At 37.7% G+C, this 24,345-nt stretch carries 18 protein-coding genes; 7 read left to right on the top strand and 11 right to left on the bottom strand.

From position 1 onward, the window contains the following. Nucleotides 1–337 precede the first annotated feature (337 nt). From atpE to F6K06_RS08915, 7 genes are all read left to right on the top strand, one after another. Nucleotides 338–583 (top strand): ATP synthase F0 subunit C, encoded by a 246-nt coding sequence (gene atpE, locus F6K06_RS08945; protein ID WP_011611801.1) that lies wholly within the window; start codon nucleotides 338–340, stop codon nucleotides 581–583. A gap of 344 nt (nucleotides 584–927) precedes the next feature. Then, the gene (locus F6K06_RS08940; protein ID WP_124143163.1) at nucleotides 928–1,413 is read left to right on the top strand and encodes a F0F1 ATP synthase subunit B'; all 486 of its coding nucleotides are present in this window, start codon (nucleotides 928–930) and stop codon (nucleotides 1,411–1,413) included. 92 nt (nucleotides 1,414–1,505) lie between these two features. After that, the gene (locus tag F6K06_RS08935; protein ID WP_124143162.1) at nucleotides 1,506–2,039 is read left to right on the top strand and encodes a F0F1 ATP synthase subunit B; all 534 of its coding nucleotides are present in this window, start codon (nucleotides 1,506–1,508) and stop codon (nucleotides 2,037–2,039) included. Then, entirely contained in the window at nucleotides 2,036–2,581 is a 546-nt protein-coding gene (atpH, locus tag F6K06_RS08930; protein ID WP_287241326.1) for an ATP synthase F1 subunit delta, read from the top strand. Before F6K06_RS08935 ends, atpH begins: the two co-directional genes overlap by 4 nt. Nucleotides 2,582–2,625: 44 nt before the next feature. Beyond that, nucleotides 2,626–4,143 carry a F0F1 ATP synthase subunit alpha gene (atpA, locus tag F6K06_RS08925; protein ID WP_287241325.1) on the top strand — a complete coding sequence of 506 codons (1,518 nt, stop codon included), beginning with the start codon at nucleotides 2,626–2,628 and terminating at the stop codon, nucleotides 4,141–4,143. A gap of 325 nt (nucleotides 4,144–4,468) precedes the next feature. Further along, nucleotides 4,469–5,416, top strand: coding sequence for a F0F1 ATP synthase subunit gamma (locus tag F6K06_RS08920; RefSeq protein WP_124143159.1), 948 nt, complete (start codon nucleotides 4,469–4,471; stop codon nucleotides 5,414–5,416). A 340-nt stretch (nucleotides 5,417–5,756) separates the two neighbouring features. After that, on the top strand, nucleotides 5,757–6,638 hold the full coding sequence (locus tag F6K06_RS08915) for a shikimate dehydrogenase (protein ID WP_124143158.1): 882 nt from the start codon (nucleotides 5,757–5,759) through the stop codon (nucleotides 6,636–6,638). 559 nt (nucleotides 6,639–7,197) lie between these two features. Here the strand turns inward: F6K06_RS08915 and F6K06_RS08910 are convergent. From F6K06_RS08910 to F6K06_RS08860, 11 genes are all read right to left on the bottom strand, one after another. Beyond that, a complete protein-coding gene (locus F6K06_RS08910) occupies nucleotides 7,198–8,235 on the bottom strand; it encodes a methyltransferase (protein WP_124143157.1) in 1,038 nt (345 codons plus the stop codon). Nucleotides 8,236–8,681: 446 nt separating this feature from the next. Then, entirely contained in the window at nucleotides 8,682–12,656 is a 3,975-nt protein-coding gene (locus F6K06_RS08905) for a non-ribosomal peptide synthetase (protein ID WP_240038764.1), read from the bottom strand. Nucleotides 12,657–12,838: 182 nt separating this feature from the next. Next, nucleotides 12,839–13,810 (bottom strand): DMT family transporter, encoded by a 972-nt coding sequence (locus F6K06_RS08900; protein ID WP_124143155.1) that lies wholly within the window; start codon nucleotides 13,808–13,810, stop codon nucleotides 12,839–12,841. Between the two features lie 420 nt (nucleotides 13,811–14,230). After that, complete coding sequence (locus F6K06_RS08895) at nucleotides 14,231–15,340, bottom strand: D-alanine--D-alanine ligase (protein WP_287241321.1); 1,110 nt, start codon at nucleotides 15,338–15,340, stop codon at nucleotides 14,231–14,233. Between the two features lie 492 nt (nucleotides 15,341–15,832). Further along, on the bottom strand, nucleotides 15,833–16,084 hold the full coding sequence (locus F6K06_RS08890; protein WP_124154323.1) for a hypothetical protein: 252 nt from the start codon (nucleotides 16,082–16,084) through the stop codon (nucleotides 15,833–15,835). Beyond that, on the bottom strand, nucleotides 16,081–17,076 hold the full coding sequence (locus tag F6K06_RS08885; protein ID WP_124143154.1) for a DMT family transporter: 996 nt from the start codon (nucleotides 17,074–17,076) through the stop codon (nucleotides 16,081–16,083). The genes F6K06_RS08890 and F6K06_RS08885 overlap by 4 nt, the downstream gene beginning before the upstream one ends. A 44-nt stretch (nucleotides 17,077–17,120) precedes the next feature. Further along, nucleotides 17,121–18,650 (bottom strand): sodium/proline symporter, encoded by a 1,530-nt coding sequence (locus F6K06_RS08880; RefSeq protein WP_240038763.1) that lies wholly within the window; start codon nucleotides 18,648–18,650, stop codon nucleotides 17,121–17,123. A 153-nt stretch (nucleotides 18,651–18,803) separates the two neighbouring features. Further along, the gene (locus F6K06_RS08875) at nucleotides 18,804–20,168 is read right to left on the bottom strand and encodes an ATP-grasp domain-containing protein (protein WP_124143153.1); all 1,365 of its coding nucleotides are present in this window, start codon (nucleotides 20,166–20,168) and stop codon (nucleotides 18,804–18,806) included. Nucleotides 20,169–20,243: 75 nt separating this feature from the next. Next, nucleotides 20,244–20,600 carry an aspartate 1-decarboxylase gene (gene panD, locus F6K06_RS08870; protein WP_124143152.1) on the bottom strand — a complete coding sequence of 119 codons (357 nt, stop codon included), beginning with the start codon at nucleotides 20,598–20,600 and terminating at the stop codon, nucleotides 20,244–20,246. Between the two features lie 246 nt (nucleotides 20,601–20,846). After that, the gene (locus F6K06_RS08865; RefSeq protein ID WP_124143151.1) at nucleotides 20,847–21,692 is read right to left on the bottom strand and encodes an O-methyltransferase; all 846 of its coding nucleotides are present in this window, start codon (nucleotides 21,690–21,692) and stop codon (nucleotides 20,847–20,849) included. A gap of 230 nt (nucleotides 21,693–21,922) precedes the next feature. Then, entirely contained in the window at nucleotides 21,923–23,266 is a 1,344-nt protein-coding gene (locus F6K06_RS08860; RefSeq protein WP_124143150.1) for a sedoheptulose 7-phosphate cyclase, read from the bottom strand. Nucleotides 23,267–24,345 lie beyond the last annotated feature (1,079 nt).

The raw sequence follows: 24,345 nt of genomic DNA, 5'->3' as shown, positions 1-24,345 counted from the left end.
GGGTAGTAGAAAAAAAATTTGCTTAAAAGTAACTCAAAGTCTGGTATTCTAAGCAGTGAATGGGATGAATTATCGCCAGATTCACGGAAACTGGAAATGGTAGAGCAATAAGTCCCCCAAAACAACAAAACAAGTAAACTTCAGAGTTGACGAGTGATGTGAGATAAAAGCATGAAACTTGAACTTATTGAGTTTCATATTTCACTTCAATCATCACATCAGTTCATCGAAAAAAGTGACAATTGTGTATGTAGTTGATTACGCAACAGTGTAATCAATATAGTTCTAGTTAATCGTCAAGTTTGTACTTTAGGTTAAAAAAGGAAAGAAAATTATTATGGATCCATTGATTGCTGCTGCTTCCGTCGTTGCTGCTGCCTTAGCTGTAGGTTTAGGTGCGATTGGTCCTGGAATTGGTCAAGGAAATGCAGCAGGTCAAGCTGTAGAAGGTATTGCCCGTCAACCAGAAGCAGAAGGAAAAATTCGAGGCACATTATTGTTGAGTTTGGCATTTATGGAAGCTTTAACAATTTACGGTTTGGTGGTATCACTAGTGTTGCTATTTGCCAACCCCTTTGCATAAACAACCCTCATTATAGAAAATAGGGATTTTAGATTTTTGATTTTGGAGATCGAAAATCTAAAATCTTTAACAAGCATTTCCTGACGGAATTCTTCCCTACGGGATGCTACGCAAACGCAAACAGCAGTTCAGCAGTCAGCTTTTTAGAAGGGAATTTAAGCCTCTCCTAAAATTAAGCGACTTTATAGAAGTTGGGGATGTTTTATCCAAGCTTTTCCGTTCCGGAATGCTCCGCAAACAAATACCTAATTGCGCAAATTTTTAGGCTGATAGCTGAAGCGCTAATAGCTGATAGCTAGTTAAATCCTACTTAAACTATGGGAACCACCTAAAGATTAGAGAAAATGATAAATTGGACAATATTACTAGCCGTTGAAGAAGTAGCAGAAAAGGGTGGTTTGTTTGACATTAATGCAACTCTACCCTTAATGGCAATTCAGTTTCTGATTCTGGCTTTTGTCTTGGATAAAATTTTTTACAAACCACTGGGTAAAGCTATAGATTCTCGTGCAGATTATATCCGCGACAATCAAATCAAAGCACAAGAGGGTTTGGCAAAAACAAAAAAATTAGCTGAACAATACGAGCAAGACCTAGCAGAAACTCGTAAAAAATCTCAAGCAATTATTACTGAAGCTCAAGCAGAAGCTCAGAAAATAGTAGCCGAAAAAGTGGCTAAAGCTCAACAGGAAGCACAAGCCAAAAGAGAACAAGCAGCTCAAGAAATAGAAGAGCAAAAGCAAGCAGCTTTGCAACAGTTAGAAGAACAGGTAGACTCTTTGAGCCACCAAATTCTAGAAAAACTATTAGGACCAGAATTGGTCAGATAGCCAAAGAAAATTCCAGGTGGAAAAGTTGAGGCGATAGATCGTAAAACTCAGCATCCAACAAGATAATTTAAGGCTAACTATCACAGGATATCATGGTAAATGTTTTATGGCTAGCCACAGAAGCTAGCGCAGAAGAAGGTTTCGGTTTAAACCTGGATCTTTTAGACACTAACCTAATTAATTTAGGAATTTTGATTGTAGTTTTAATTTATTTTGGGCGAGGCTTTATTGGGAAAATTCTTAGTGAAAGACGCGCCACTATTGAACAAGCAATCAAAGAAGCAGAAAAACGTCAACAAGAAGCAGCATCAGCTCTAGCAGCTCAACAACAAAAGTTGACCCAAGCTCAAGTAGAGGCTGAAACAATTCTAGCCACTGCTGAAACAAGAGCACAGGAAGTCAAGCAAAAAATTGAGCAACAGGCAGAACAAGATATTGAGCGGATGAAAGCTACTGCTAGCCAAGAGATGGACTCGGAAAGAGATAAAGCAATTGCCCAACTGCGCTCAATTGTAGCATCTAAAGCATTGGCACAAGTAGAATCTCGCCTCAAAGAAACTTTAGATGAGAATGCCCAGCAACAATTAATAGATCGTAGTCTGGGGTTATTAGGAGGTCAATCATGACTGTAATTGCTGGTGAAATTGTAGAACCCTACGCAGCAGCTCTAATGTCCTTGGCTAAATCAAAAGACCTTGCTGAGAGATTTGGGGAAGATATACGTTCCCTGATTAATATTATGGATGAATCCCCAGAATTGAAGCAATTTATGGGAAATCCAATTATTAAACCAGAAGACAAAAAAGCAGTGCTGCAACGCATGATGGGTGATGAAGCCGCTCCCTATATGCGTAATTTTTTAATGCTGCTAGTTGATAGAGGTCGGATTATTTTTCTAGAAGAGATAGGGAAAAAATACCTAGCACTATTGCGAGAACTAAATCAAACTGTTCTAGCAGAAGTGACCTCCGCAGTAGAATTAAACGAAGACCAAAAAAATACAGTCCGCGAACGAGTCAAATCAATGACTGATGCAAGAGATGTAGATATTGAAACCAAAATCGATTCAAGTTTACTCGGTGGTGTCATTATCAAAATAGGCTCTCAGATAATTGACTCTAGTCTGCAAGGACAACTACGCCGAATTGGCAATAGCCTCAAAGCATAATTCACTCATTTTTTGTAATAAAGACTGGACAATAAAAAAGAAAAATGGTATCAATCAGACCTGACGAAATTAGCCAAATTATTCGCGACCAAATAGAACAGTACGACCAAGATGTCAAAGTATCTAACGTTGGTACTGTTCTACAAGTGGGTGACGGTATTGCCAGGATTTATGGCCTAGACAAGGTAATGGCAGGAGAACTGGTAGAGTTCTCAGATGGTACAGTAGGTATTGCCCAAAACTTAGAAGAAGATAACGTAGCGGCAGTATTGATGGGTGAAGGCCGGGAAATTCAAGAAGGATCTGCCGTAACTGCCACAGGTAGAATTGCTCAAGTGCCAGTAGGAGAGGCCATGGTTGGCCGGGTGGTAGATGGTCTCGGTCGAGCTGTTGATGGTAAAGGAGATATTCAAACCGATGACAGTCGTCTGATTGAATCTCCTGCTCCAGGAATTATCGAACGCCGTTCTGTTTGTGAACCTATGCAAACAGGTATCACTGCTATAGACTCGATGATTCCCATCGGTAGAGGTCAAAGGGAATTGATTATCGGTGACAGACAAACAGGTAAAACAGCGATCGCCATCGATACTATCATTAATCAAAAAGGTGAAGATGTTATCTGTGTATATGTGGCTATTGGTCAAAAAGCTTCTACTGTAGTTCAGGTAGTAAGTACCCTTGAAGAAAAAGGTGCAATGGATTACACCGTTGTAGTAGCTGCTAATGCCAGTGACCCTGCAACTCTCCAATACTTGGCTCCTTATACTGGTGCTACTATTGCTGAATACTTTATGTATAAAGGCAAAGCAACTCTGGTAATCTATGATGACCTTTCCAAGCAAGCTCAAGCTTATCGCCAGGTATCTTTGCTACTGCGTCGTCCACCAGGTCGTGAAGCATATCCAGGAGATGTATTCTATCTCCACTCCCGTCTCTTAGAAAGAGCTGCTAAACTCAATGATGATTTAGGTGGAGGCAGTATGACTGCTCTACCAATTATTGAAACTCAAGCTGGTGACGTTTCGGCCTATATTCCTACCAACGTTATCTCTATTACGGATGGTCAAATCTTCCTCTCCAGTGACCTATTCAACGCAGGTTTCCGCCCAGCAGTAAACGCAGGTGTTTCTGTGTCGAGGGTAGGTTCGGCTGCTCAGACCAAGGCTATGAAAAAAGTTGCTGGTAAGATTAAGCTAGAGCTAGCACAGTTTGCTGAATTAGAAGCGTTCTCTCAATTTGCCTCAGACTTGGATAAAGCTACCCAAAACCAACTGGCAAGAGGTCAGCGCTTGCGGGAGATTTTGAAACAATCTCAAAACTCACCTCGCTCTCTTCCCGAACAAGTAGCAGTGATTTATTCTGGTATTAATGGTTACTTGGATGATATCCCTCTTGAGAAGGTGACTAAATTTATTTCTGGTTTACTGGATTACTTGAACAACAGTAAGCCCAAGTTCGGTGAAATTATCGGTACTGAAAAGGTACTGACTGATGAAGCTCAAACTGTCTTAAAAGAAGGTATTACTGAGTATAAGCAAACATTCTTGGTATCTGCTTAAATTAGTTACTTTTAAGTATTAACATTTAGTGGTTAGTTGTTAATGCTCAAAAGCAACTAGCCACTAATTATTAGTTAGATGTAGTAATTAAAAGTCAGTTATCAGCAGTCAGCTTTGTTGTTTACCTGATACTACCTAACTTTTAAGACTAATTCGCACTTAATTTATAGGCGAATCTCTATAGATTTATTGAAAAAAAAGGGTTGAGAGTAACTAGATAGACAGATATGAGAAAGTTTAATCTAGTTGACTTAGTTGAGAATAAATTAAAAATTTCCCTTCTTCTTTCTTCCTTGTTACTTCTTACTTCTTCCTACACAAAATCATGCCTAATTTAAAAGCTATTCGCGATCGCATCAACTCGGTCAAAAACACTAAAAAAATTACAGAAGCAATGCGCCTAGTGGCCGCTGCTAAAGTACGTCGTGCCCAGGAACAAGTGATTAATACTCGGCCCTTTGCCGACCGCCTTGCCCAAGTTTTATACGGACTTGCCGAACGTTTACAATTTGAAAGTGTAGATTTACCCCTACTAAAACAAAGGGAAGTTAAAACAGTTGGGTTATTAGTAATTTCTGGAAATCGTGGTTTATGTGGTAGCTATAACAGCAGCATAATTAAACGTGCAGAAATTAGAGCTCGTGAACTCACTGAGCAAGGAGTTGATTATAAATATTTATTGATTGGACGTAAAGCAATTCAATATTTCCAACGTCGGGAAGCTCCAATTTTAAACACTTATGATAATCCTGAAAAAATTCCTACAGCTGATGATGCTTCTGCAGTTACTGATGAAGTACTTGCTGATTTTCTCTCAGGATCAGTAGATAGAATAGAGTTGGTTTATACCAAATTTATTTCACTAATTAGCTCTAAACCAGTTATTCAAACTCTCTTACCTCTCGATCCTCAAGGTTTAGAAGTTCAAGATGATGAAATCTTCCGTTTAACTACTAAAGGTGGTCACTTTGAAGTATCACGGGATAAAGTAACAGCACCTACTAAAAGCTTTCCCCGCGATATGATTTTTGAGCAAGACCCAACTCAAATTTTAGAAGCTCTCTTGCCATTATTTTTAACTAACCAGTTATTGAGGGCGTGGCAAGAATCATCTGCTAGTGAATTAGCATCTCGGATGACAGCAATGAGTAATGCTAGTGATAATGCTAGTGAATTAGTTGGTACATTAACTCTTTCTTACAATAAAGCTCGGCAAGCTGCTATTACTCAAGAAATTCTGGAAGTTGTGGGTGGTGCTAGTGCTTTAGAATAATAGGCTACTTTGGAAAATTATTTATATTGTTAATACGTCTAATACGTCTGGCATGACTCAGGCGTATTTTTTTTCTTATTTAGGGGTTGCTAAATAATACCAAGTAGTAATTTATCTTTTTCCTCCAATAGATATTTCCTACAAATTATTTTAATACTGCTTATTATTTGTAACATTCTTTTTTCAAATTGGTATAATATATAGCACTAATCACAACAAGTATAAATACTTACTCAAGTTTAACTACTTTCGCATACTACATTTTGTCGTGCGGAATGTGGGTTTTATTGTTTAATTTTTATAAAATAGACTATAGCAATTTTTACTTATATTTATCATAATGATTACAGGTAAAACAAAATTATTAGGAGTCATTGGCTATCCCGTTGAACATTCTTTGTCTCCAGTAATGCACAATGCTGCAATTAAAGCAATAAATAATCAACAAAACTTAATAGATTATGTTTATCTGCCTTTTCCAATTAAACCAGAAAATTTAAAAACAGCTATTGCTGGGTTTTCTGCTATTGGCATTCAGGGTTTTAATATTACTATTCCCCACAAACAAACAATATTACCACTTTTGTCAAAAGTTTCAGACCTTGCTCAAGCAGTGGGGGCAGTTAATACTGTTTATCAAATAGACAAAGGATGGGAGGGAACAAATACAGATGTGGAAGGGTTTCTTTCTCCACTAAAAACTTATAATTGGGATTGGCATCAAAAAGTAGCGTTGATTTTAGGTAATGGTGGTGCATCTCGCGCAGTAGTGGCTGGTTGTGCACAATTGGGTTGTGCAGAAATTCATGTTATTGGTCGGTCTCAAGAAAAGTTAGCTGCTTTTAGGCAAAGTTGGATTAATTCTCCTTTACCAGTAAGTTTAAAGATACATAAGTGGGATGAAATGTCAAGATTAGTTTCACAGGCAGATTTGCTAGTTAATACTACTCCGATTGGAATGTATCCTAATATTGAGCAGTCTCCAATAGATGAGAAAGTGTTCGATCTATTATCACCAGGAGCAATAGTCTATGATTTAATCTATATTCCCAACCCTACTAAATTTCTTCAACAAGCTCTGGTTAGAGGAGCGATCGCTATTGATGGATTAGAAATGTTGGTTCAACAAGGGGCTGCAGCTTTGGAATTATGGTTACAAAAGTCTGTACCAGTTGATATTATGCGCTATTCTCTACGCCAACATTTAGGCTTGAATGATTAGACCTGTAATATCATGTCCGGTTGAATACTTATTATATAGTTGTGGGAGATGGGGAGATGGGGAGATTGAAGTGTGGATAGAATTATAAACATATACTGTATAACCGGATTCTATATCAGAGTGCGATAGAACTCCGTTCCGCGCTCCGCGTTTTCGGTCCTGAATGTACGCTTTCCATCTCAAGTAGCGTTAACGTGGGTTGTGCACCAGCTAAACAAAAAACTTTCTCCTTCTATTCCTCTTTCTTCTTCTTTCTTCCCTCCTGACTCAGTCCTCCCCCTCCTGGGAGGGAGTTAGGGGTGGGTTGACTCCTGAGTAATTAAGATTAATATCATACACGCGCTTCACCAACGCCGATTATTCTTATCTTTACTTCTTTCCTATCTCCCCTACTCTCCTACTTCCCCCAACTATATAAAACTATATAATAAGTGTTCAACCGGATTTGATATCAGGTTCATCATCCATCTCTGTCAAACACCAACTCGTTCCTTGCTATATATGAAAATCAATGTGGGAAACAGCGCATCACATTACAGTAATGTGATGCGCCGATTATTTAAAGAGGACTGAACTCCATAACTGTCACACTTGTGCCAGTATGAACGATTTGTTCGAGTTGGAAACCACTTGCTGCAAACAAATCTTTGTATTCTTGTTCGGTACGCCAATAACCTCCAGGATTAGTAATCATCATTTGCACTGCAGCTAAAGCTGGTATTGTGCCATCGGGATATTCTACAGGCGCTCCCACAGAAGGAACTAAAGTTTGTAAAAGTATAACCCGACCATCTTTTGAGAGAGCTTCTCGACAGTTAGTCAGTACCTTGATAGAATCTTCGCGACTAAATACCGATAGAAAATATTTCATTACAATTGCATCGGCACCTTTTGGTAAAGATTCCAAAGCACTCCCACCAATAACTGTTACTGCATCATTAACTCCATGTTTTGCCAGATTATTAGGAGCAGTTTCTACTTCATGGGGTAAGTCAAACAAAATACCTTTACAGCCGAATCTTTTCACAATATTGGCAATTAATGTACCTTGATTTCCTCCCACATCCATTACTGTCTGAAAACGACCAAAATCATAAACTGCAAATAACGGGTCAACAACTTCAGTAGTTAAATAACTCATGGCATTGTTGAACAGGTTTTTACTTTTGGGATTTTCTGTCATATAGGAAGTATAAAAATCCTTACCTTTTGCTAATTCAAAAGGAACTTCTCCAGTCTTTAAACTGTTTTCTAATTCTCGCCAACCATCCCACATATTAGGCTCTGTAATGTGCATTAAAAAATCACCGATAGAAGGGGAACCATTAGTAATCAGAAGTTCCGATAATTCTGTAGAAGCAAATACCCGTCCAGGTTTTTCTAAAAAGACACCTAAATGAGCTAAAGCACGCAGCACAACATAAAGTTTTTCTACTTTTGTGCCTGTTTTTTCTGCTATTGCTTCAACGGTTTGTTGTCCGTTATGCAGCAATTCTGGTATACCTAAATTTGTTGCTACATAAACACACTGACTTTGCCAGTAACCGTAAATAATTCGATAGATTTTCTTCTTAGATTCTGAGGCAGATCCTAACATAATTAAGCTCCAATTTTTTTACTAACTATATGATAAAAGCAAATACTCTCAAAAAGGTACTTAAACTTATTTGTTCCATTAGACATCTCCTCCAAAAGACGGAACAGGGTTAACGAAGTCAGAAGTCAGAAGTCAACCCACCCCTAACCCCTCCCAGGAGGGGAAGTCAGAAGTTATTTTTGTAATACCAATTTGAAAAAAGAATGTTACGAATAATCAGCGTGATTAAAAGATTTTAAAAGAGATGTCCCTTTGACAAAAAAGATAATTTATGCCCTAAAAAAATGGTATTAAAGCCATTCCTATACGACTCCTGACTCCTAAGAAATATCCTAGCTATTTGTAGCAAAAATTTATCAATTTGGTATAACGGGGATTTGAGCAAGCCTCCAAATAATTGCGAATTGCTATAACTGATAGCTGGTAGCTAACTGCTGAATACTTACCTACTTTAAATGCTCACTCAAACGTTCTGCTAATACTTTATTGTTTGGTTCCTTGATAAATGTAAAATGATTGCCAGGAACCATAACTACCTCCATATCAACTACATCTAAAATAGCATACATTTCTACCCAAACTAATTGCGGATCTATTCCATGAGGATGCTTTTCTTCCGCACGAAAGACTGTTACTTTACCGGAATAAGGCCGACGTTTATAACTATAAGTTGCCTTCAAAGTGCCAATAATTACATCAATAAACCGCCGATTTTGTTCGCGAGTCGCTTCCTGGGGAAATAACTCTAATTTTTCCGCTTTATCAATAATAAACTCTATTTGCTCCTCTGAACTTAGCCCAATTAATTCATCCTCGCTAACTAAATTAGTTATACCAAACATTCCTCCAAAATAACGACTTAATACACCCCTCATGTACAAATTATCAATCTTTTTATTGTGGTCTAATAGAATAGGAACCCAAGGATCTAACAAAGCCAATAAACTAACTTTTTGCCCTTGTTGAAGTAACTGCTGTGCCATTTCAAAAGCAACAACTCCACCAAAAGACCAACCACCAATTTGATAAGGCCCTTCTGGTTGAAATTCTTGAATAGTTTTGATATAGAACTCAGCCATATCTTCCACATTTGTGAAGATTTTTTCTCCTTCATTAAACCCCTGTGCTTGTAAGCCATAAAAAGGTTGATTATTACCTAAATAACGGGACAATTCTTGGTAATAAAATACATGACCTCCCGCCGGATGTACGCAGAAAAATGGTTGCTTATTTCCCTGAGTTTGCAGCGGAACTAGAGAAGAAGAAATAACTTGATTTTCTCCTCGGATTAAACTTGCTAAATCTTCAATTGTGGGATTAGTAAACAGAGTAGATAAAGGTAATTGTTTGGCAAACTTTTGCTGAATTTTTGCCATTAAGTTAACTGCTAAAACAGAATGACCTCCTAACTCAAAGAAATTATTTTTAATTCCCACCGGATTAATATTGAGAATATTTGACCAAATTTCTGCTAACTTCCCTTCAATATCATCTCGTGGTGCAACAATATTATTACTCTCACTAAAACTAGAAATATCTGGTACAGGTAAAGCACGACGGTTAACTTTCCCATTCGGAGTTAACGGTAGTTGTGACAAAACCACAAAAGCTGAAGGCACCATATACTCTGCCAACTTTTGTTTTAGATATTGTTTGAGTTGCGACACAATTTCTTGATTTGCCTCAGTTTCGGGCACAATATACGCTACTAAACGTTTATTACCAGGATTATCTTCCCTTGCCAAAACTACTGTTTCTTTAACAGTGGGATGTTGACTGATAGTCGTTTCAATTTCTCCGATTTCGATCCGAAAACCTCGAATTTTGACTTGGTTATCGATGCGACCAATAAATTCGATATTACCATCAGGAAGATAGCGAGCTAAATCTCCTGTTTTGTATAGTCTGCTTTTTCCTCGATCGCTAAACGGATTGGAGATAAATTTTTCCGCAGTCAGCTCCGGACGATTAAGATAACCATTTGCTACACCAACTCCACCAATATATAGCTCCCCAGGAACACCCATGGGAAGTGGTTGTAGATCGCGACTAAGAATGTAGAGTTGATTGTTAGCAATAGGACGACCAATGGGAGGAAGTGCTGGCCAATTTACCGCAGTTCCTTGTAAAGTATAAGCAGAAACCACATGACTTTCTGACGGTCCGTACTGATTTTGCAACCTACAGTTGGGGAGTCGTTTCATCAACTCAATTAGGTCTGGAGTAATCTGTAATTGTTCGCCTGCTGTCACAATTTCACGCAGTTGTGGCAAAGTTTGACATTGAGCAGCAACTGTAGCTAACTGTTGCAAGGCGACAAAGGGTACAAATAGTTTATCTACTTCGTTATCAACCATAAATTGCATCAAAGCAAAACTATCGCGCCTGACTTCTGGAGAAACTAAAACTAAAGTACCACCTGAATATAACGTGGAAAAAATTTCTTGGAAAGATACGTCAAAACTGATGGGAGCAAATTGTAATGTTTTTGCACCTTCACCAATAATTGCTTCCTGCTGCTGCCACATAATTAGGTTGACCAAAGCGCGTTGACTCATGGCAACTCCTTTAGGTTTACCTGTGGAACCGGAAGTATAGATGATGTAGCCTAGATTTTCGGGTTTAGCCACTTTTGCTAAATTTTCTGTAGGCAATTGAGCGATCGCTTCCCAATCTTTATCCAAACAAACAACCTGTGCTTGATGCTCCGGCAATGATGTCACTAATGATTCCTGAGTTAGCAACACTGATACTTGTGCATCAGCAAGCATATAAGCTAAACGTTCTGAGGGATAGCTTGAGTCGAGCGGTACATAAGCTCCTCCTGCTTTCAGGATTCCTAATATACCTACGACCATTTCCAAAGAACGTTCTACACATATTCCCAAGTGTGTTTCTGGCTTTACTCCCAACTTTTGTAAGTACTGAGCTAGTTGATTTGCTTTGGCATTCAACTCTGAATAAGTCAGTTTTTTATCTTCAAAAATTACTGCTATTCCATCTGAGTTTTTTTCTACTTGACTCTCAAATAATTCATGGATACATTTGCCTTGAGGATAATCTGTTTTTGTATTGTTCCACTCCACCAATATTTGCTGTTTTTCCCTCTCACTCAGTATCGGTAACTTATCTACTTCTGTCTGAGGATTTTCTATAATTGCTATTAGTAAATTCTGGAAATGTTCAGCAATTTGAGTCACAGTTTCCGCTGCTAATACATCACTATTGTATTTCCAATCAACCCAGAAATATTCCTCTAACTGAATTGCTTCTAAACTGAGTTCAAAATCTACCTTTTGTTGTGGGAGTTGATAATATTCTAATTCTAATTCTTTGGCATTAAATAACTTATCAAATTTGTAATAACCAAAGGCTGCTTGACAGATAGGAGGATAACTCAGATTAGATAATTTGAGTTGTTGTACAAGTAGAGCAAATTGATAATCTTTGTAGCTTTCTGTTTCAAATACTTTTTTACTGACTTGAGTCAAAAAATCTGTAAACTTGAGATTCCCTGAAATAGAATCTCTGATCACCGTAACATTAGTAAAATTGCCAATAACTCCAGGGAATAATGGTTGATTTTCTCGGTTTTGTAATAAACCTACAAGTAAATCTTCTTCTCCTGTGTAGCGGTAAAGCAGGACTTTAAATACTGCTAATAGTATTTCTTCGACCTTGACTGTTTCTGTTTTTGCCAGTTGTTGAATTTGTTGACTTAATTGTAAATTTATGGTACGCCTTATTGATTTTCCATTATAAGTTCTAATGGTTGGACGAGGAGAATTTGTGGGTAATTCTAACACTGGTAATTCATCAGCCAAATTCTGTTGCCAATAATCACCCAATTGTTTTCCTTCTGAACTATTGAGCAAGTCTAATTCTTTCTGAATATAATCTTCATAAGACTTATTTAATATGGGTAAATCTAGAGATTCATGATTAATTTTTGATTCATAGAGAGCAACAAATTCATTTACTAATATTAATAAAGACTCCCAATCTCCAGCTATTTGATGAACAGTCAATAACAAAATATTCTCTGTTACCGAACGTTTAAATAAACAAGCACGAAATACCCCGCTATTTTCTAAGTTAAAAGGACGTTTGAGCGAGTCAGATAAATGCCCTTCTAATTCCTCGTCGCTCCAAGATGAAGCAGAAATTTGTTCAAAATTAATATCGACATTTTCCTGAATTGTTTGAACTATTTTTCCATCTTGTTCGTAATAGATACTGCGAAGAATAGAGTGACGTTCAATTAATACTTGTAGTGTATCTTTTACACTTTGAATATCCAGAGGTGATTTAATCTGAAATGCTACAGACACTTTGTCTGTTAAACCTGTAGCTTTGAATTTATACAGAAACCAATTTGCTTGCTGTATGTAGGAAGTAGAAATTGATCGTAAAGTAGACAAAATTTGATTCCTCTTTAATTTAGCGAATATTGGCGTTGCTGATTTGAGGTATGATATCAGTTCTGGAGAAGAGCGCTAACAAAAAACTTTCTCTTCTACTACTTTCTTCTTATTTCTTCCCTCCTGAGTCCTGACTCTTGACTCCTAAAAAATTAATATCATACACTAATTCAGCAATGCCTTTAGTCATTTTCCAGCTTGATAGCAGATGTGCTAGAAATAGCCAAATACATTCCAAATAAAATTACAAAGAAACTTACAACAGTCAAAAAATTCAGGCTTTCTGAGAAAATAGCCCAACCTTCCACCGCACTGAGAGCAGGAATAATCAACGCCACTAAGCTACTAAACCCGGCAGATAACTTTTTGAGACAATAAGCCCAAAGTCCCATAGCAAGCATTTGACTAACGAGAGCTTGGGCAATTACTGCAAACCACCCATTTATCGAAGTTGGGAAAAGTTGCTCTTTGGCAATTAGAACAACAGGTAACATAAATAGAAAACTTGTTGTTGTAGACCAAGTCATAATAGTGACAGGGCTTAAATTACTACGGAGTCGCTGAATGACAAGTGGATGTATTCCAAAAAACACTGCTGAGAGCAAAGCTGCTAAACTTCCTAATAGTTCTTGGCTCATCCTCAATGATAACAGTTCTTTTGCTTCTAGTAAAGTTGCTCCAAAAATCGCAACTACCATACCAATCAAAAATCGATTGTCGAAAGTTTGACCTAAAGCTAGCCATCCTCCTAAGACGGTAAATATTGGCACCAGATTATGAATCATACTAGAGTTAGCAATACTCGTTTGATTTAAAGACCAAGCCCAAAGCATTAGACCTACTGATATAAGAACACCATCTATTATTAGTAGCTTTGCCCTATTAACTAGATGGTGCTTTTGTTGTTCGAGTTGAGTTTCTTTATTTCGGTATCGATGGCGTACTGTCAATAAAGTATTTAGCAGCCAAAAGGCAACAGCGGCTATCCAAAAACGATTAAATGCTGTAGCGTTTGGTCCTATTTCCAGTTCGCTCAAACGGATAAAAATGGGTGAAAAAGAGAGACAGATTATGCTAGCTGTTAATGCAACTAAGGAATCTATCGGTAAAAATGAGACAAACTGTAGCTTTAATAATTTTGCTTGAGCATTCATCTTTTTTTTCTAGGCTAAGTCAAATGGGAATGATAATAACGATAAATTAAGGCTGCTGAATAGCCAGTGTCCTAATTAGAACAGGACTTACCCATGAGGTACGAAAAACTAGGACTTGAGATTGCTTCCCTAGACGGAAATACGTTGAGGTGCTTGTCACCCCTTGAGACTCTAATGTTTACTTATCTGTAGGGACGTTGCATGCAATGTCCCTACCCACTCCCCTACTCCCCACTCCCTAACTCCTCTGCTCAATAAAATGAGAAATGGTATTATCAAAATAATATGGGTCGCGCAACCCTGCCTTTTAAGGCGAAATGTTTTTGGAGGCTTGCTCAAATCCCCTACTTCCCCTCCTGGGAGGGGGAGGGGCGAGGGGTGGGTTAACTTCTGACTTTTGACTTCTGACTTCTGACTTCATTAAATCTTTGCTACTTGCTCTGATTTGCTGTACTTAAACAATGAACCACAAGCTACGCGAGTTCTCCCTGCTGCTGCACTCCACAGTTGCAAAGCCACATCTTCTAAACTTTGCCCATCAGCTTGAAGCATCCGAGAAATCATGCTAATTTTGCCGAAAGACCAAAATAATCCTGCTTCAAGCAGATATGGCTCATTGGTTTCTGCGTGTACTCGGAAGTCATACAAGGAGTAATCACGACATCCCAATGCAATATGAGCCTTCTTAGCACTATCGCCAAGTTTCTTGAATAGTTCTGGTGTGACATTCGCTGGACATACTGGCTTCACTTCTGGTTTCTCAGGTTGTTTTCCAGGAGTTCCGTCTGATTTTAGCTCCAACTTATCATGTACAGTTCTAATAGGGTGTTCCTCCGTGACTAAGTACTCTATCATCGGCAAGACGGACAACTTACCTTCATACTCAACCACACCTACACGAAATTCCCTTCCAGGAATATAATCCTCCACTAACAACGTCTCGTCTAGTTTAAACCCAACTTTCAATGCTCCCTCTATTTGAGATTCATCCCACACCAATGTCACACCCAAAGAATTGTCTTCCGAGGTAGGTTTCACTACAAAGGGCGGCTCCATTGTTAATTTATCTCCTCGGCGTAGTTGTTGTGCTTTGGCAACCAGGACATCAGATGCAGAAACAATGCTCCTTGTCTGTGCTTTGTTAGTTGCTAATGCTGTGCAATGGGATGGCGACCCAACCACGGGGATACCAATGATATCCTCAAATAAAGCCCTGAAACTGGTCATTCCAGGAAAGCAGAACATATGGGGAACTACTACATCAATCTGAGGTAGTCGAGGAATCATATCCTGGAGAGACATCTTTTCTGACAAGGAATCTAAGGATGTTCCTAACTGCCAAAGACTGTCAGGATTTACGACTGCATAGTAGCTACTGACACCCACTGGTTGTACTACTTCTTTGGCGTAGATTATTGATAAGTTGTAGTAAAAGTCAGAGACAATGGAACCTGCGAGGTGCAATACTCGTAACATTGGCATTGTCTTTAAGGATGAAGGTTGAGTCTGAGAAATTTTTTCTAATGTCATAATGGCGTTGTTTTGTTTCTATTAAATTAGTTAATTGTGTCCTAAATTTTAACAAAACAAAAAAAGTAGAAAAATTAATTTTTATTAATTTTGACTAGTTTCATATCACGAATATTAAATATATTACCAAAAACTGTAGGACTTTTCTAGGTGATTTTGTATTGAGTCTACTGTGGACTACAGCCAGACAATAACATCCCCTAGCTTCCACTTAAATATTACTGCATTTTTCTATTTTTTTTCCCCAATTATTTAGCCTAATATTCTGTTATTTTACTTTGAAGGTAGTTCTTTTTCATTAGTTTTCAATGTTTTATCTTCATCTGAAAAAAAACTGTAATTTTATCTTAGATGAAGCTAAACTAGTGCCGCTACACGGAAGTTAAAAGTCAAAACTTAAAAGTCAATCATTTTTGATTTGTAATTGTTTTAGGATTTTGTAACTGGTCAGTTATTTCCACCATCCTGCACTAAGGAGATTTTCAATCAAGTTCATAAAATAAAATTAAGGGGTTGCTGAATCAATGAATATTTAGGGAAGTTGACATTCCATGTACTTCCCTTATACCTTCCCTCCAACTCCTGACTCCTGACTCCTGGCAAAAAACTGAATCGCCGACAAATATCCCAAATGCGTTCTATAAATACTGATGATATTAAAGCTTCTAAATCCCCGAGTATTTCGTCTCTGGTTAATAATGAGATGTCATTTATTCTAGCAAAGCTCTCAACTTTTGCCTTCAATAAGAAGGTTCAACTTTCGGTTTGATAGCAGACCTACTAGAGATAGCCAAATACATTCCCAATAAAATTACAAAGAAACTTACCGAAGTCAACAAGCTAAGATTTTCTGAGAAAATTGCCCAACCTTCGACAGCGCTGAGAACAGGAATAAATAACGCAACTAGACTAGTAAGTCCAGCAGATAACCTTTTGAGAGAATAAGCCAAAAGTCCTATACCTAACATTTGAGCAACAACGGCTTGAGCAATAACTGAAAACCAACCAGTGAAAGAACTTGGAAAAAGTTGCTCTTCAACAATTAGAGCAAAAGGCAATAATAATAGAGAGCTAGTTGCCGAAGACCAAGTCATAATCGTGATTGGGTTGATATGAGCTCGGAGTTGCTCAACTATCAGTGGGTGTATGCCAAAAAATACTGCTGAAAGTAATGCTGCCAAATCTCCTAGTAGTTGTTGGCTGACTCTTAGTGATAAAAGGTCATTCATTTCTAATAATGCAGATCCAGCGAGCGCCACAAACATACCTAGCAGAAATCGATGGTCAAAGGTTTGACTTAAAGCTAGCCACCCTCCTAAAACAGTAAATATGGGAACCAGATTATGCATCATGCTAGCGTTGGCAATGCTTGTCTGAGTCAAAGACCAAGCCCAAAATGTTAGACCCATCGAGAGAATAACCCCATCTGCTATCATCAGTAGCTTGGCTCTGTGAAGTAGATGGGGTTTTTGTTGATCTGATTGGATTTCCTTTTGGGTTTCCTTTTTTCGTTCTCGGTGGCGCACAGCCAAAAATCGACTCACTAACCCAAAGGCAACAGTCGCAATCCACAAGCGATTAAATATTGCGGCATTGGGACCGATTTCATATTCGCTCAAACGGATGAAAATTGGTGATAAAGATAGACATATCGTCCCACCCATTAATGCAGCTAAACAGTCTATCGGTAATGATAAGAATAATTGTAATCGTGATACTTTATTTGGAGCATCCATCTTTTTCCGTCTCGATCAAACTGATACAAAGTAGTACAATTTTTTTATTTACTCAACTCTCTAGAGTCGGTCAAAAAATAAACAATTCCATAAACAATAAAGCCTGTAGCCATACCGGGAAGTACTTCATAAATAGCACTAGATAACCCAAGTCCTAAATTCCAGGCTATGGAAACAATAATACCAATAATCATCATGGCGATCGCTACTGGCACACTTATAGGTTTTTGCCAAACCCGCAATACCAATAACGGGCCTAAACCACAAGCTAAAATTGACCAAGAGAAAATTACTAAAGCGAATACGTTATTGTCTCCTGTTAGGGCTATTACTAATACAATAGCTGTGACAACTAACGTGGTAATTTTAGCCATTCTATAAGAATTAGCTGTATTAGGAATCAAGTCTTGACTCAATGCAGCCGAACAAGATAGAATCTGAGAGTCTGCTGTGGAAATTGCTGCTGAAAATAATCCTGCTAACATTAACCCCACCATCACTGCTGGTAAAAGTTCCATAGATAGATAAGGTAATGCCAATTCTGGGTCACTTGATGTGATTAAATCTGGCAACAATGCTCTTGCAGTTAACCCAACACCGAAGGCTGTGGCAGAGTTTATTTGACCGCAGACAAATTTGATGTTTCGAGCAAAAGCCACATTCTCTGCGGAGTCAATTGCCATTGCTCGTACTAATATATGAGGCTGACCGACAGCGCCAAATCCTGCCACTATCCATCCCAAAAAGTAAGGGAAAAATCCCCAAGGCAGATTAGCGGGAATCAAATTTGTTAAGGTGGGGTCAATTGCATTGAGTTTTGTCCAAAGTTCTCCAAACCCACCACAGTTAATCAAACCGACTATACACAGAACTAATAAGGAGCCAATCATCAAAATTGCCTGCACTGAATCAGTCCATATAGAAGCACGAATGCCTCCTGAAAAACAGTATATAACGACAATTACAGCTCCAATGATAACTCCTAATTGATAGTTCCAGCCAAATATTGCATTTAGTCCTTTGCTTGCTGCTACCAGTTGAGCTGAAGCATAAGTACCGAGAAAAGCAATAGTAATTAAGGCTGAAATTATTGTAATCAAGCGCCCGTTATTTTTTCCTGACCTTAGATTTTCTTGACCGAGGAATGAGGAAACTGTATCTGAATTTGTTTGTTGAGAGACTAACCTCAACTTTTTGAATATCAACCACCAAGCAATATAGTCTCCTATTGCCCAAGCAACAGGTATCCAAATGGAAGCAACTCCTACTTTGTAGGTAAAGCCAATTACTCCAATGAATAAATATCCACTCTGACCTGTTGCCATTGCTGATAAAGCTGTCAACCAGGGATTAACATTTCTACTAGCAAGTAGGTAATCATTTGTTGTGTTTTGTTTTTGGGTTGCGGAGTAAATGCCTACTACTGTAAATGAAAGTAAAAAGGCAATAAATGTTATCGCAATCCAAATTTGTTGATCCATAAAAATTGATGATTTAACCTTAGTAGAAATCTGTTTTTTCTTTCTTAATTTCTGGTAAGCATTTAGCTGCCAGCTATCAGATCTCAGCTTCATTTAAAGCAAGCTAGTCCTTCTTGTACTTCAATTCTCTTGTTGAAAATGTAGTAGAAGTTAAACAAATGCTTGCTTCATTTATTCATTCATTAAAGAAAATGAGAGCTAAACGCTTACGGTTTCTGAGCTTACATTCTACAGAAATCCAATTTGTTAATCTCCGCCCAATTCTACTAATTTCCCAATATTAAAATCAATTCTTACCCACCCCTTTAATTTTTGCAGATTACCTAACAAAAGTAAAGGAATTTGCCAATGGTGTACCATCAAAAATGGTAAGGGGTCATTTATTTGAAAAATACCATCTGTTCCTTGAAAAATTCTGTTAATCCAAGTTTTTAATTGTCCCAAAGATCTAATTCCTGTCAGTCGCCATAATTCATGGTAAGTCCAATAAGTAGGTTTACTATTTGGCAGTGGTATTAGTGAGGCTTCATTTTCATCTTTACTATCTTTCAAATAAGCATCTGCTACTCCTGGATGGTCGTAAAATGTTGTAATAGCTGAGTGAGTTCTAGGATTACATTCTATGGGATAAACTCGACCATCTTCTGTTTGAATAAAGTCAAAGGATATTTGCCCAGTAATATTTAATTCTCTGACAAATTTTTCTACCCATTGATAGATTTGAGGTCTATCTACATGATGATAATTGACTTGAAATTCTGATGATTCGCAACAACAATAGAGTCTAACTTTACCCTTTCTGACAGTGCTATGGGTACAATATTCTTTGCCTTTCACAAATTCTTGCATAATCCAGGGTCTCTGTTCGCTAATCGGCAAACTATTGACAAATTCCTCCATTTCTGCTTTTGAATTCATGGGCAGTTTTGTCATATCTAAACGACGCACTGAATCGTAAGGGATACTTTTGAGAATATATTTACTCCCATCAGTAGCAAAGTCAAAATTGAGAACTTGTTCAGGATTTGTAATTAAAAATGATTTTGGTACAGATAAACCAAAACTTTTAGCTTTTTCAATAAATGTAAATTTATTATCTAATAGTTGCGTAATTTCAGCGTCAAAATGCAATACTTCACAATGTTCCGATATAAGTGGTTTTGCTAAAGATTCATAGTAGCTTCCTGCCGGACTAGAAACTGGAATAAATACATCTATCTTTTCTTTTTTAATAATCTCTAATAATCCTTGAGAATAGCCTTCCCAATCTTTTTGGGGAAAGGGTAATGTGTAGAAACCTGTAACAGCATTAGAAAATCTATTTCCTGATAACCAATATTTATTTGCTTCTAGCAGAAAAACTTTGTGCCCTGCGGCATGGAATGAACGGGCAAGTTGCAAACATTTTGTCATTTTTGCACCCGTAATTAGGATGTTTTTTGGGTTTTCAGCTACTACTTTTTTTTGAAAAGGTTGACTGATAAAATTCCATAGCAGCGATGGTATTACTTTCAGGAAATTGAAAGGTAAAACAATTAATAATAAAATTAGAGTGCCGAGATTTTGGAAAAGTGCATAAGCACGTCCTTGAACAAATAAAATTAGTGCCATGTTATTATTTATAATCAGGAAAAAAGTGTTAAGTTTTTGAGAATAAAAATTTAGCTGTAGAGGTAGGTCTAAGTATTAGCTTTTCTGTAGAGGATTATTATTTTTATCCACTAAAATAACTTGAGGACGATGTAGAAGTGCTTCTTCTGGTGTCATTTGAGCATAAGCGATGACTATTATCTCGTCCCCAACAGCATTTATTCGGGCTGCTGGACCGTTGAGACAGACAATACGACTACCCCATTCCCCTGGAATAGTGTAGGTTTCTAGCCGTGAACCGTTATTGACATTAACTACTTGTACTTTTTCATAAGCTAAGATACTGGCAGTTTTTAGTAGTTCTTCATCAATGGTAATTGAACCCTCATAATATAGTTGTGCTTCAGTTACTTTGAGTCGATGCAGTTTACTCTTAAAAATTGTCAGTAGCATTTGATTATAATTATTTATATCGGTAACACCTATGATGTTATATCATGTCAGGTAGCATCGGTATTGTATAGCAAGGGTAGGGAACAGGGAACAGGCAAGAATACTTAAGAGCAAGAAAAAAACTTAAATTCCCTGTAGATATTCACCTTTGGGTTTACACTAATGATACCAGCTGACATGATGTTACCGAATATTCAGGAGTTATATCCAATTATTTATTGGGTTAATAATATCCTCAAACCATAACTACTTTCGTTTAATAATAGTTACCCCATCTCGTAAAGGTAGCAAAACTTGTTCTACTCTGGTATCTTCTGCAACAAAACGGTTAAATTTAGCGATCGCTTCTCCATTAGCAGCACGCTTTTCTGGTGGGAGATAAGGTTGCCCTTGCAATAAAGTATTATCAACACAAATAAATCCATTTGGTGCTAATAAACTTGTATCTAAGAGAATTCTGAAATATTCTATATACTCTTTTTTATCGGCATCAATAAACACTAAATCAAAAGTTTCTCCGGCATCTGCCAATTTTTGCATAGTTTCCAAAGCTGGTGCAACTTCGACTGATATTTTCTTCCCAGCAGGAGACTTTTCAAAACAAGCTTTCGCAAAGTCAGCTACATATTGATCCACTTCACAAGCAACTTCATGTCCATCTTCTGGTAGCGCTTCTGCCATTGCTAATGCAGAATACCCGGTAAACATTCCAATTTCTAGGATACGTTTCGCCCCAGTCATGTGAACGAACATTTTGAGAATTTGACCCTCAATATGCCCAGATAACATTTCCTGTTCTAACTGGCGCACTGTTTCGCCATCAGAAAATCGTAAATTCCAGGGTTCCCGGCGAGTCTTTTCTGCTAATGCTGCCAACGCATCTGACTCCTGGGTAGTATTTTTTTCAATGTAGGGGTCAAGACCTTCTGCTAATTGGTAAGCATCTTTAATAGCTTCAGCAAGTTGGGCAGGTATTTCTACGGTTTCTGCCATCTTGACAGTTTTTTCAAGTTGCTCTACTAAAATACCCAATGGTGTAACTGGTCTGGCAGTGTTTGTATTTACAGTTTCTGTATTTACAACGGTTATCATATTTCTATTCCATTACTATTACTATTGGATAAGTAGAATGGGCAAATACTAAATCATCTATAGCAAACGAAAACAAAGTTTTATCCTAAGCATTACAAGGCTTTGAGATTAATTATCGCAGAGGTCTGATGAAAAGTTTGCAGTCTTTGCCCACTATTGTTCTTTTTTTCAAAAGGGAGCAGGGAGGAATTTCTTGTTTTCTCCACCCCACATCACAACTTCTATTTATTTTACTCCAAACCAAGATCACTTAAATACATTTGTTCGCCTTTTCCTTCATTTGGCACAGAGGTACAAAAATTCTTATGTTCCTCCACAGCAGATATTAATAAGTCTGAGGGAACTTCTCCAGCAAAACTACAACTACCAATACCTGTAGGTAAAGGTGCCCATAACCCACTACTACCGCGCTTGCGACGCATATTTTTCTGTCCTTGAATCATCAAATCACTGTCTTCGAGGATAGGATGATAAACTGATAAACCAAGAGAAGAACATAGTGCAACTATTCTGTCGCGATCGCCTTTTTCTAACCAACCCATTTCCATTGCTAAGGTTGCTCCAAAAGCCATGCCAATAGTAACAGCATGACCGTGCATCAATTTGACTGCTGGCTCAAATTTGGGACTCCAGGTGTGACCGTAAGCATGGGGTCTGTCTTGATAGGTCTCGAACATATTTGTTCCCTCATGCTTCATGTAGGAATACAATGCTCGATAAATTACTTCATCAGCTACCTGGATCAGTTCCTCATCCGCATCAAAGTTAGCAAAATGGGTTTCAATTAACCGTGGGCCGTATTCTTCTAGTAAATCAAATAGCACTGGGTCATCAGTTACTGCCATTTTGATAATTTCTGCCATCCCATTACGGATATGACCTTTTGCCAAAGTGCGGAATAAGCTACGGTCTACTATTGTGATAACTGGGGGATGATATGCACCGATACTATTTTTAAATAGCTGACCATTTGTGCAGGTACGAGGGGATGGTCCAGCATCAATAGCTGCAACAATAGAACTTCCGATCATCACATAAGGTGTTCGTCGGTGCTGCAAAGCACAGGCCAAACCTGCCACATCGCTGAGTACGCCACCTCCAATGATTAGTACAGGTTCGTTGCGGGATACATCACAGCCATCTTTACCTAAGAATTGGAGTATGCGCTGAACTGTTTCTGGAGTTTTGTCTGATTCCCATGCACGACAAACTAGAGTTTCTAGGGGAATCTCATTGTGCTTAAAATAAGCTTTCAGTGATTCTCCATAAAGTTCATCGACCGTTTGATCGACAACTGCTACACAACGACCACGACTTTTGTAGATTTCTGCCAACACTGGGTTAGATGGGTTTAGTACTCCATATACCAACTTTACTTCTGACTTGAGAGTAAAGGTTGCAGAAATCTCAAATGAGCGACCGTCTTCTACCGCTTTAATTTCTCCACGACCATCGTACCACTCTGAGGTTCGGTACTTCTTTGCATGATCGCGTCGAATACTGGGGTCAAATGTGAAGTCTGGCTTGCTAATTTCTTCGGTTAATGCTGTAGGGGGTAATATTGTGTTGGTCATAATTTTAGTTAGTTAATGGTTTGCTCCGAAATTTTACTTCTTAATAACACACAATCGAAGTTTTTGGTTAAACTTAAAGTCAGTTTATCAGCACATTATAGTACACGAATTCAGTGGTTTTTAGGGATATTACTACTTGCTGAGAGCAGTTTTTTTTCATTAATGCTAATTCAACAACTAATATTTAACGATTAATCATTAGTAATCACCTTTTCTTCAAAAGAATATGACTGACTAATACCACTATCATCAAATCTTGCTACAGTAGTTTATTTTCCTGGTGAAAATATGGATCTTAATACTGTAACCACCTTTGTATTCATTTGGTATCAAAAGGCATAATAATATTTTCTCTTGAAAGGATAGGCTTTAAACCTAAAATTATTAATCATCAATTATTCAGTGAATTTTTTTTGCTACTACAGTATTTCCGATCAGTGTACTCTAGTACTGAATGTAAATATTTTAGTACATTTACAATTAATTTTGATCGCTATCTAGGAAATATCTATTAAGTCCTTAGAAATACATTGAAGCAATTTTAGACATCATAAACATAGACAATCTTTGTATAATTTAAAGATTGACTGATGCTATAGACTTAAGAAGTCCTGTCGTCAGAGGTTAACTAGGTGCTAATAATCACTATTTTGTCAACACCAAAACCTATTACAGTTTCCTTATTTGATAGCAAAACTGAATTGATGTCACCATTGGTGTTTTCTTGTTATTTTACTTGTGATCAAAATTATAGCAGAAAAACGATACTCTTGTCGATCTTCTAACTTCCACTTCAAGTTACAACCGTGATTCACGTTTTGATCTGGATTTAACGGCTGCTTGATAGGTATTGTGTTTAGCATAGTTGTCAAATCCTTGTATTAATGACTAATTGACTGACTTGGTAATTTTAATTATGGCGACGTGAATCTAATTTACATTTATGTTTGCGATCGCTTTTTATTCTTTACCACTTGGAATTATAAATTACTTCGTACTGAAGGAGTATTTTAGTAATGCTACTAGAATAACTAGCTTAATGTGTGCCTGAAGGCAGGCAAGGTAAAAGTTCTACATTT

The sequence above is a fragment of the Okeania sp. SIO1H4 genome (assembly GCF_010672695.1).
Classification (GTDB): domain Bacteria; phylum Cyanobacteriota; class Cyanobacteriia; order Cyanobacteriales; family Microcoleaceae; genus Okeania; species Okeania hirsuta.
This window is presented reverse-complemented; position numbering and strand designations above follow the sequence as displayed.

What these genes read in the sequence shown, in the direction of transcription:
- F6K06_RS08940 (WP_124143163.1), top strand. Translation starts at nt 928, where the DNA reads ATGATAAATTGGACAATATTACTAGCCGTTGAAGAAGTAGCAGAAAAG.
- F6K06_RS08875 (WP_124143153.1), bottom strand. Translation starts at nt 20,168, where the DNA reads ATGGCACTAATTTTATTTGTTCAAGGACGTGCTTATGCACTTTTCCAA.
- F6K06_RS08895 (WP_287241321.1), bottom strand. Translation starts at nt 15,340, where the DNA reads ATGACATTAGAAAAAATTTCTCAGACTCAACCTTCATCCTTAAAGACA.
- atpA (WP_287241325.1), top strand. Translation starts at nt 2,626, where the DNA reads ATGGTATCAATCAGACCTGACGAAATTAGCCAAATTATTCGCGACCAA.
- F6K06_RS08900 (WP_124143155.1), bottom strand. Translation starts at nt 13,810, where the DNA reads ATGAATGCTCAAGCAAAATTATTAAAGCTACAGTTTGTCTCATTTTTA.
- atpH (WP_287241326.1), top strand. Translation starts at nt 2,036, where the DNA reads ATGACTGTAATTGCTGGTGAAATTGTAGAACCCTACGCAGCAGCTCTA.
- F6K06_RS08860 (WP_124143150.1), bottom strand. Translation starts at nt 23,266, where the DNA reads ATGACCAACACAATATTACCCCCTACAGCATTAACCGAAGAAATTAGC.
- F6K06_RS08880 (WP_240038763.1), bottom strand. Translation starts at nt 18,650, where the DNA reads ATGAAGCTGAGATCTGATAGCTGGCAGCTAAATGCTTACCAGAAATTA.
- atpE (WP_011611801.1), top strand. Translation starts at nt 338, where the DNA reads ATGGATCCATTGATTGCTGCTGCTTCCGTCGTTGCTGCTGCCTTAGCT.
- F6K06_RS08915 (WP_124143158.1), top strand. Translation starts at nt 5,757, where the DNA reads ATGATTACAGGTAAAACAAAATTATTAGGAGTCATTGGCTATCCCGTT.
- panD (WP_124143152.1), bottom strand. Translation starts at nt 20,600, where the DNA reads ATGCTACTGACAATTTTTAAGAGTAAACTGCATCGACTCAAAGTAACT.
- F6K06_RS08935 (WP_124143162.1), top strand. Translation starts at nt 1,506, where the DNA reads ATGGTAAATGTTTTATGGCTAGCCACAGAAGCTAGCGCAGAAGAAGGT.
- F6K06_RS08865 (WP_124143151.1), bottom strand. Translation starts at nt 21,692, where the DNA reads ATGATAACCGTTGTAAATACAGAAACTGTAAATACAAACACTGCCAGA.
- F6K06_RS08910 (WP_124143157.1), bottom strand. Translation starts at nt 8,235, where the DNA reads ATGTTAGGATCTGCCTCAGAATCTAAGAAGAAAATCTATCGAATTATT.
- F6K06_RS08885 (WP_124143154.1), bottom strand. Translation starts at nt 17,076, where the DNA reads ATGGATGCTCCAAATAAAGTATCACGATTACAATTATTCTTATCATTA.
- F6K06_RS08920 (WP_124143159.1), top strand. Translation starts at nt 4,469, where the DNA reads ATGCCTAATTTAAAAGCTATTCGCGATCGCATCAACTCGGTCAAAAAC.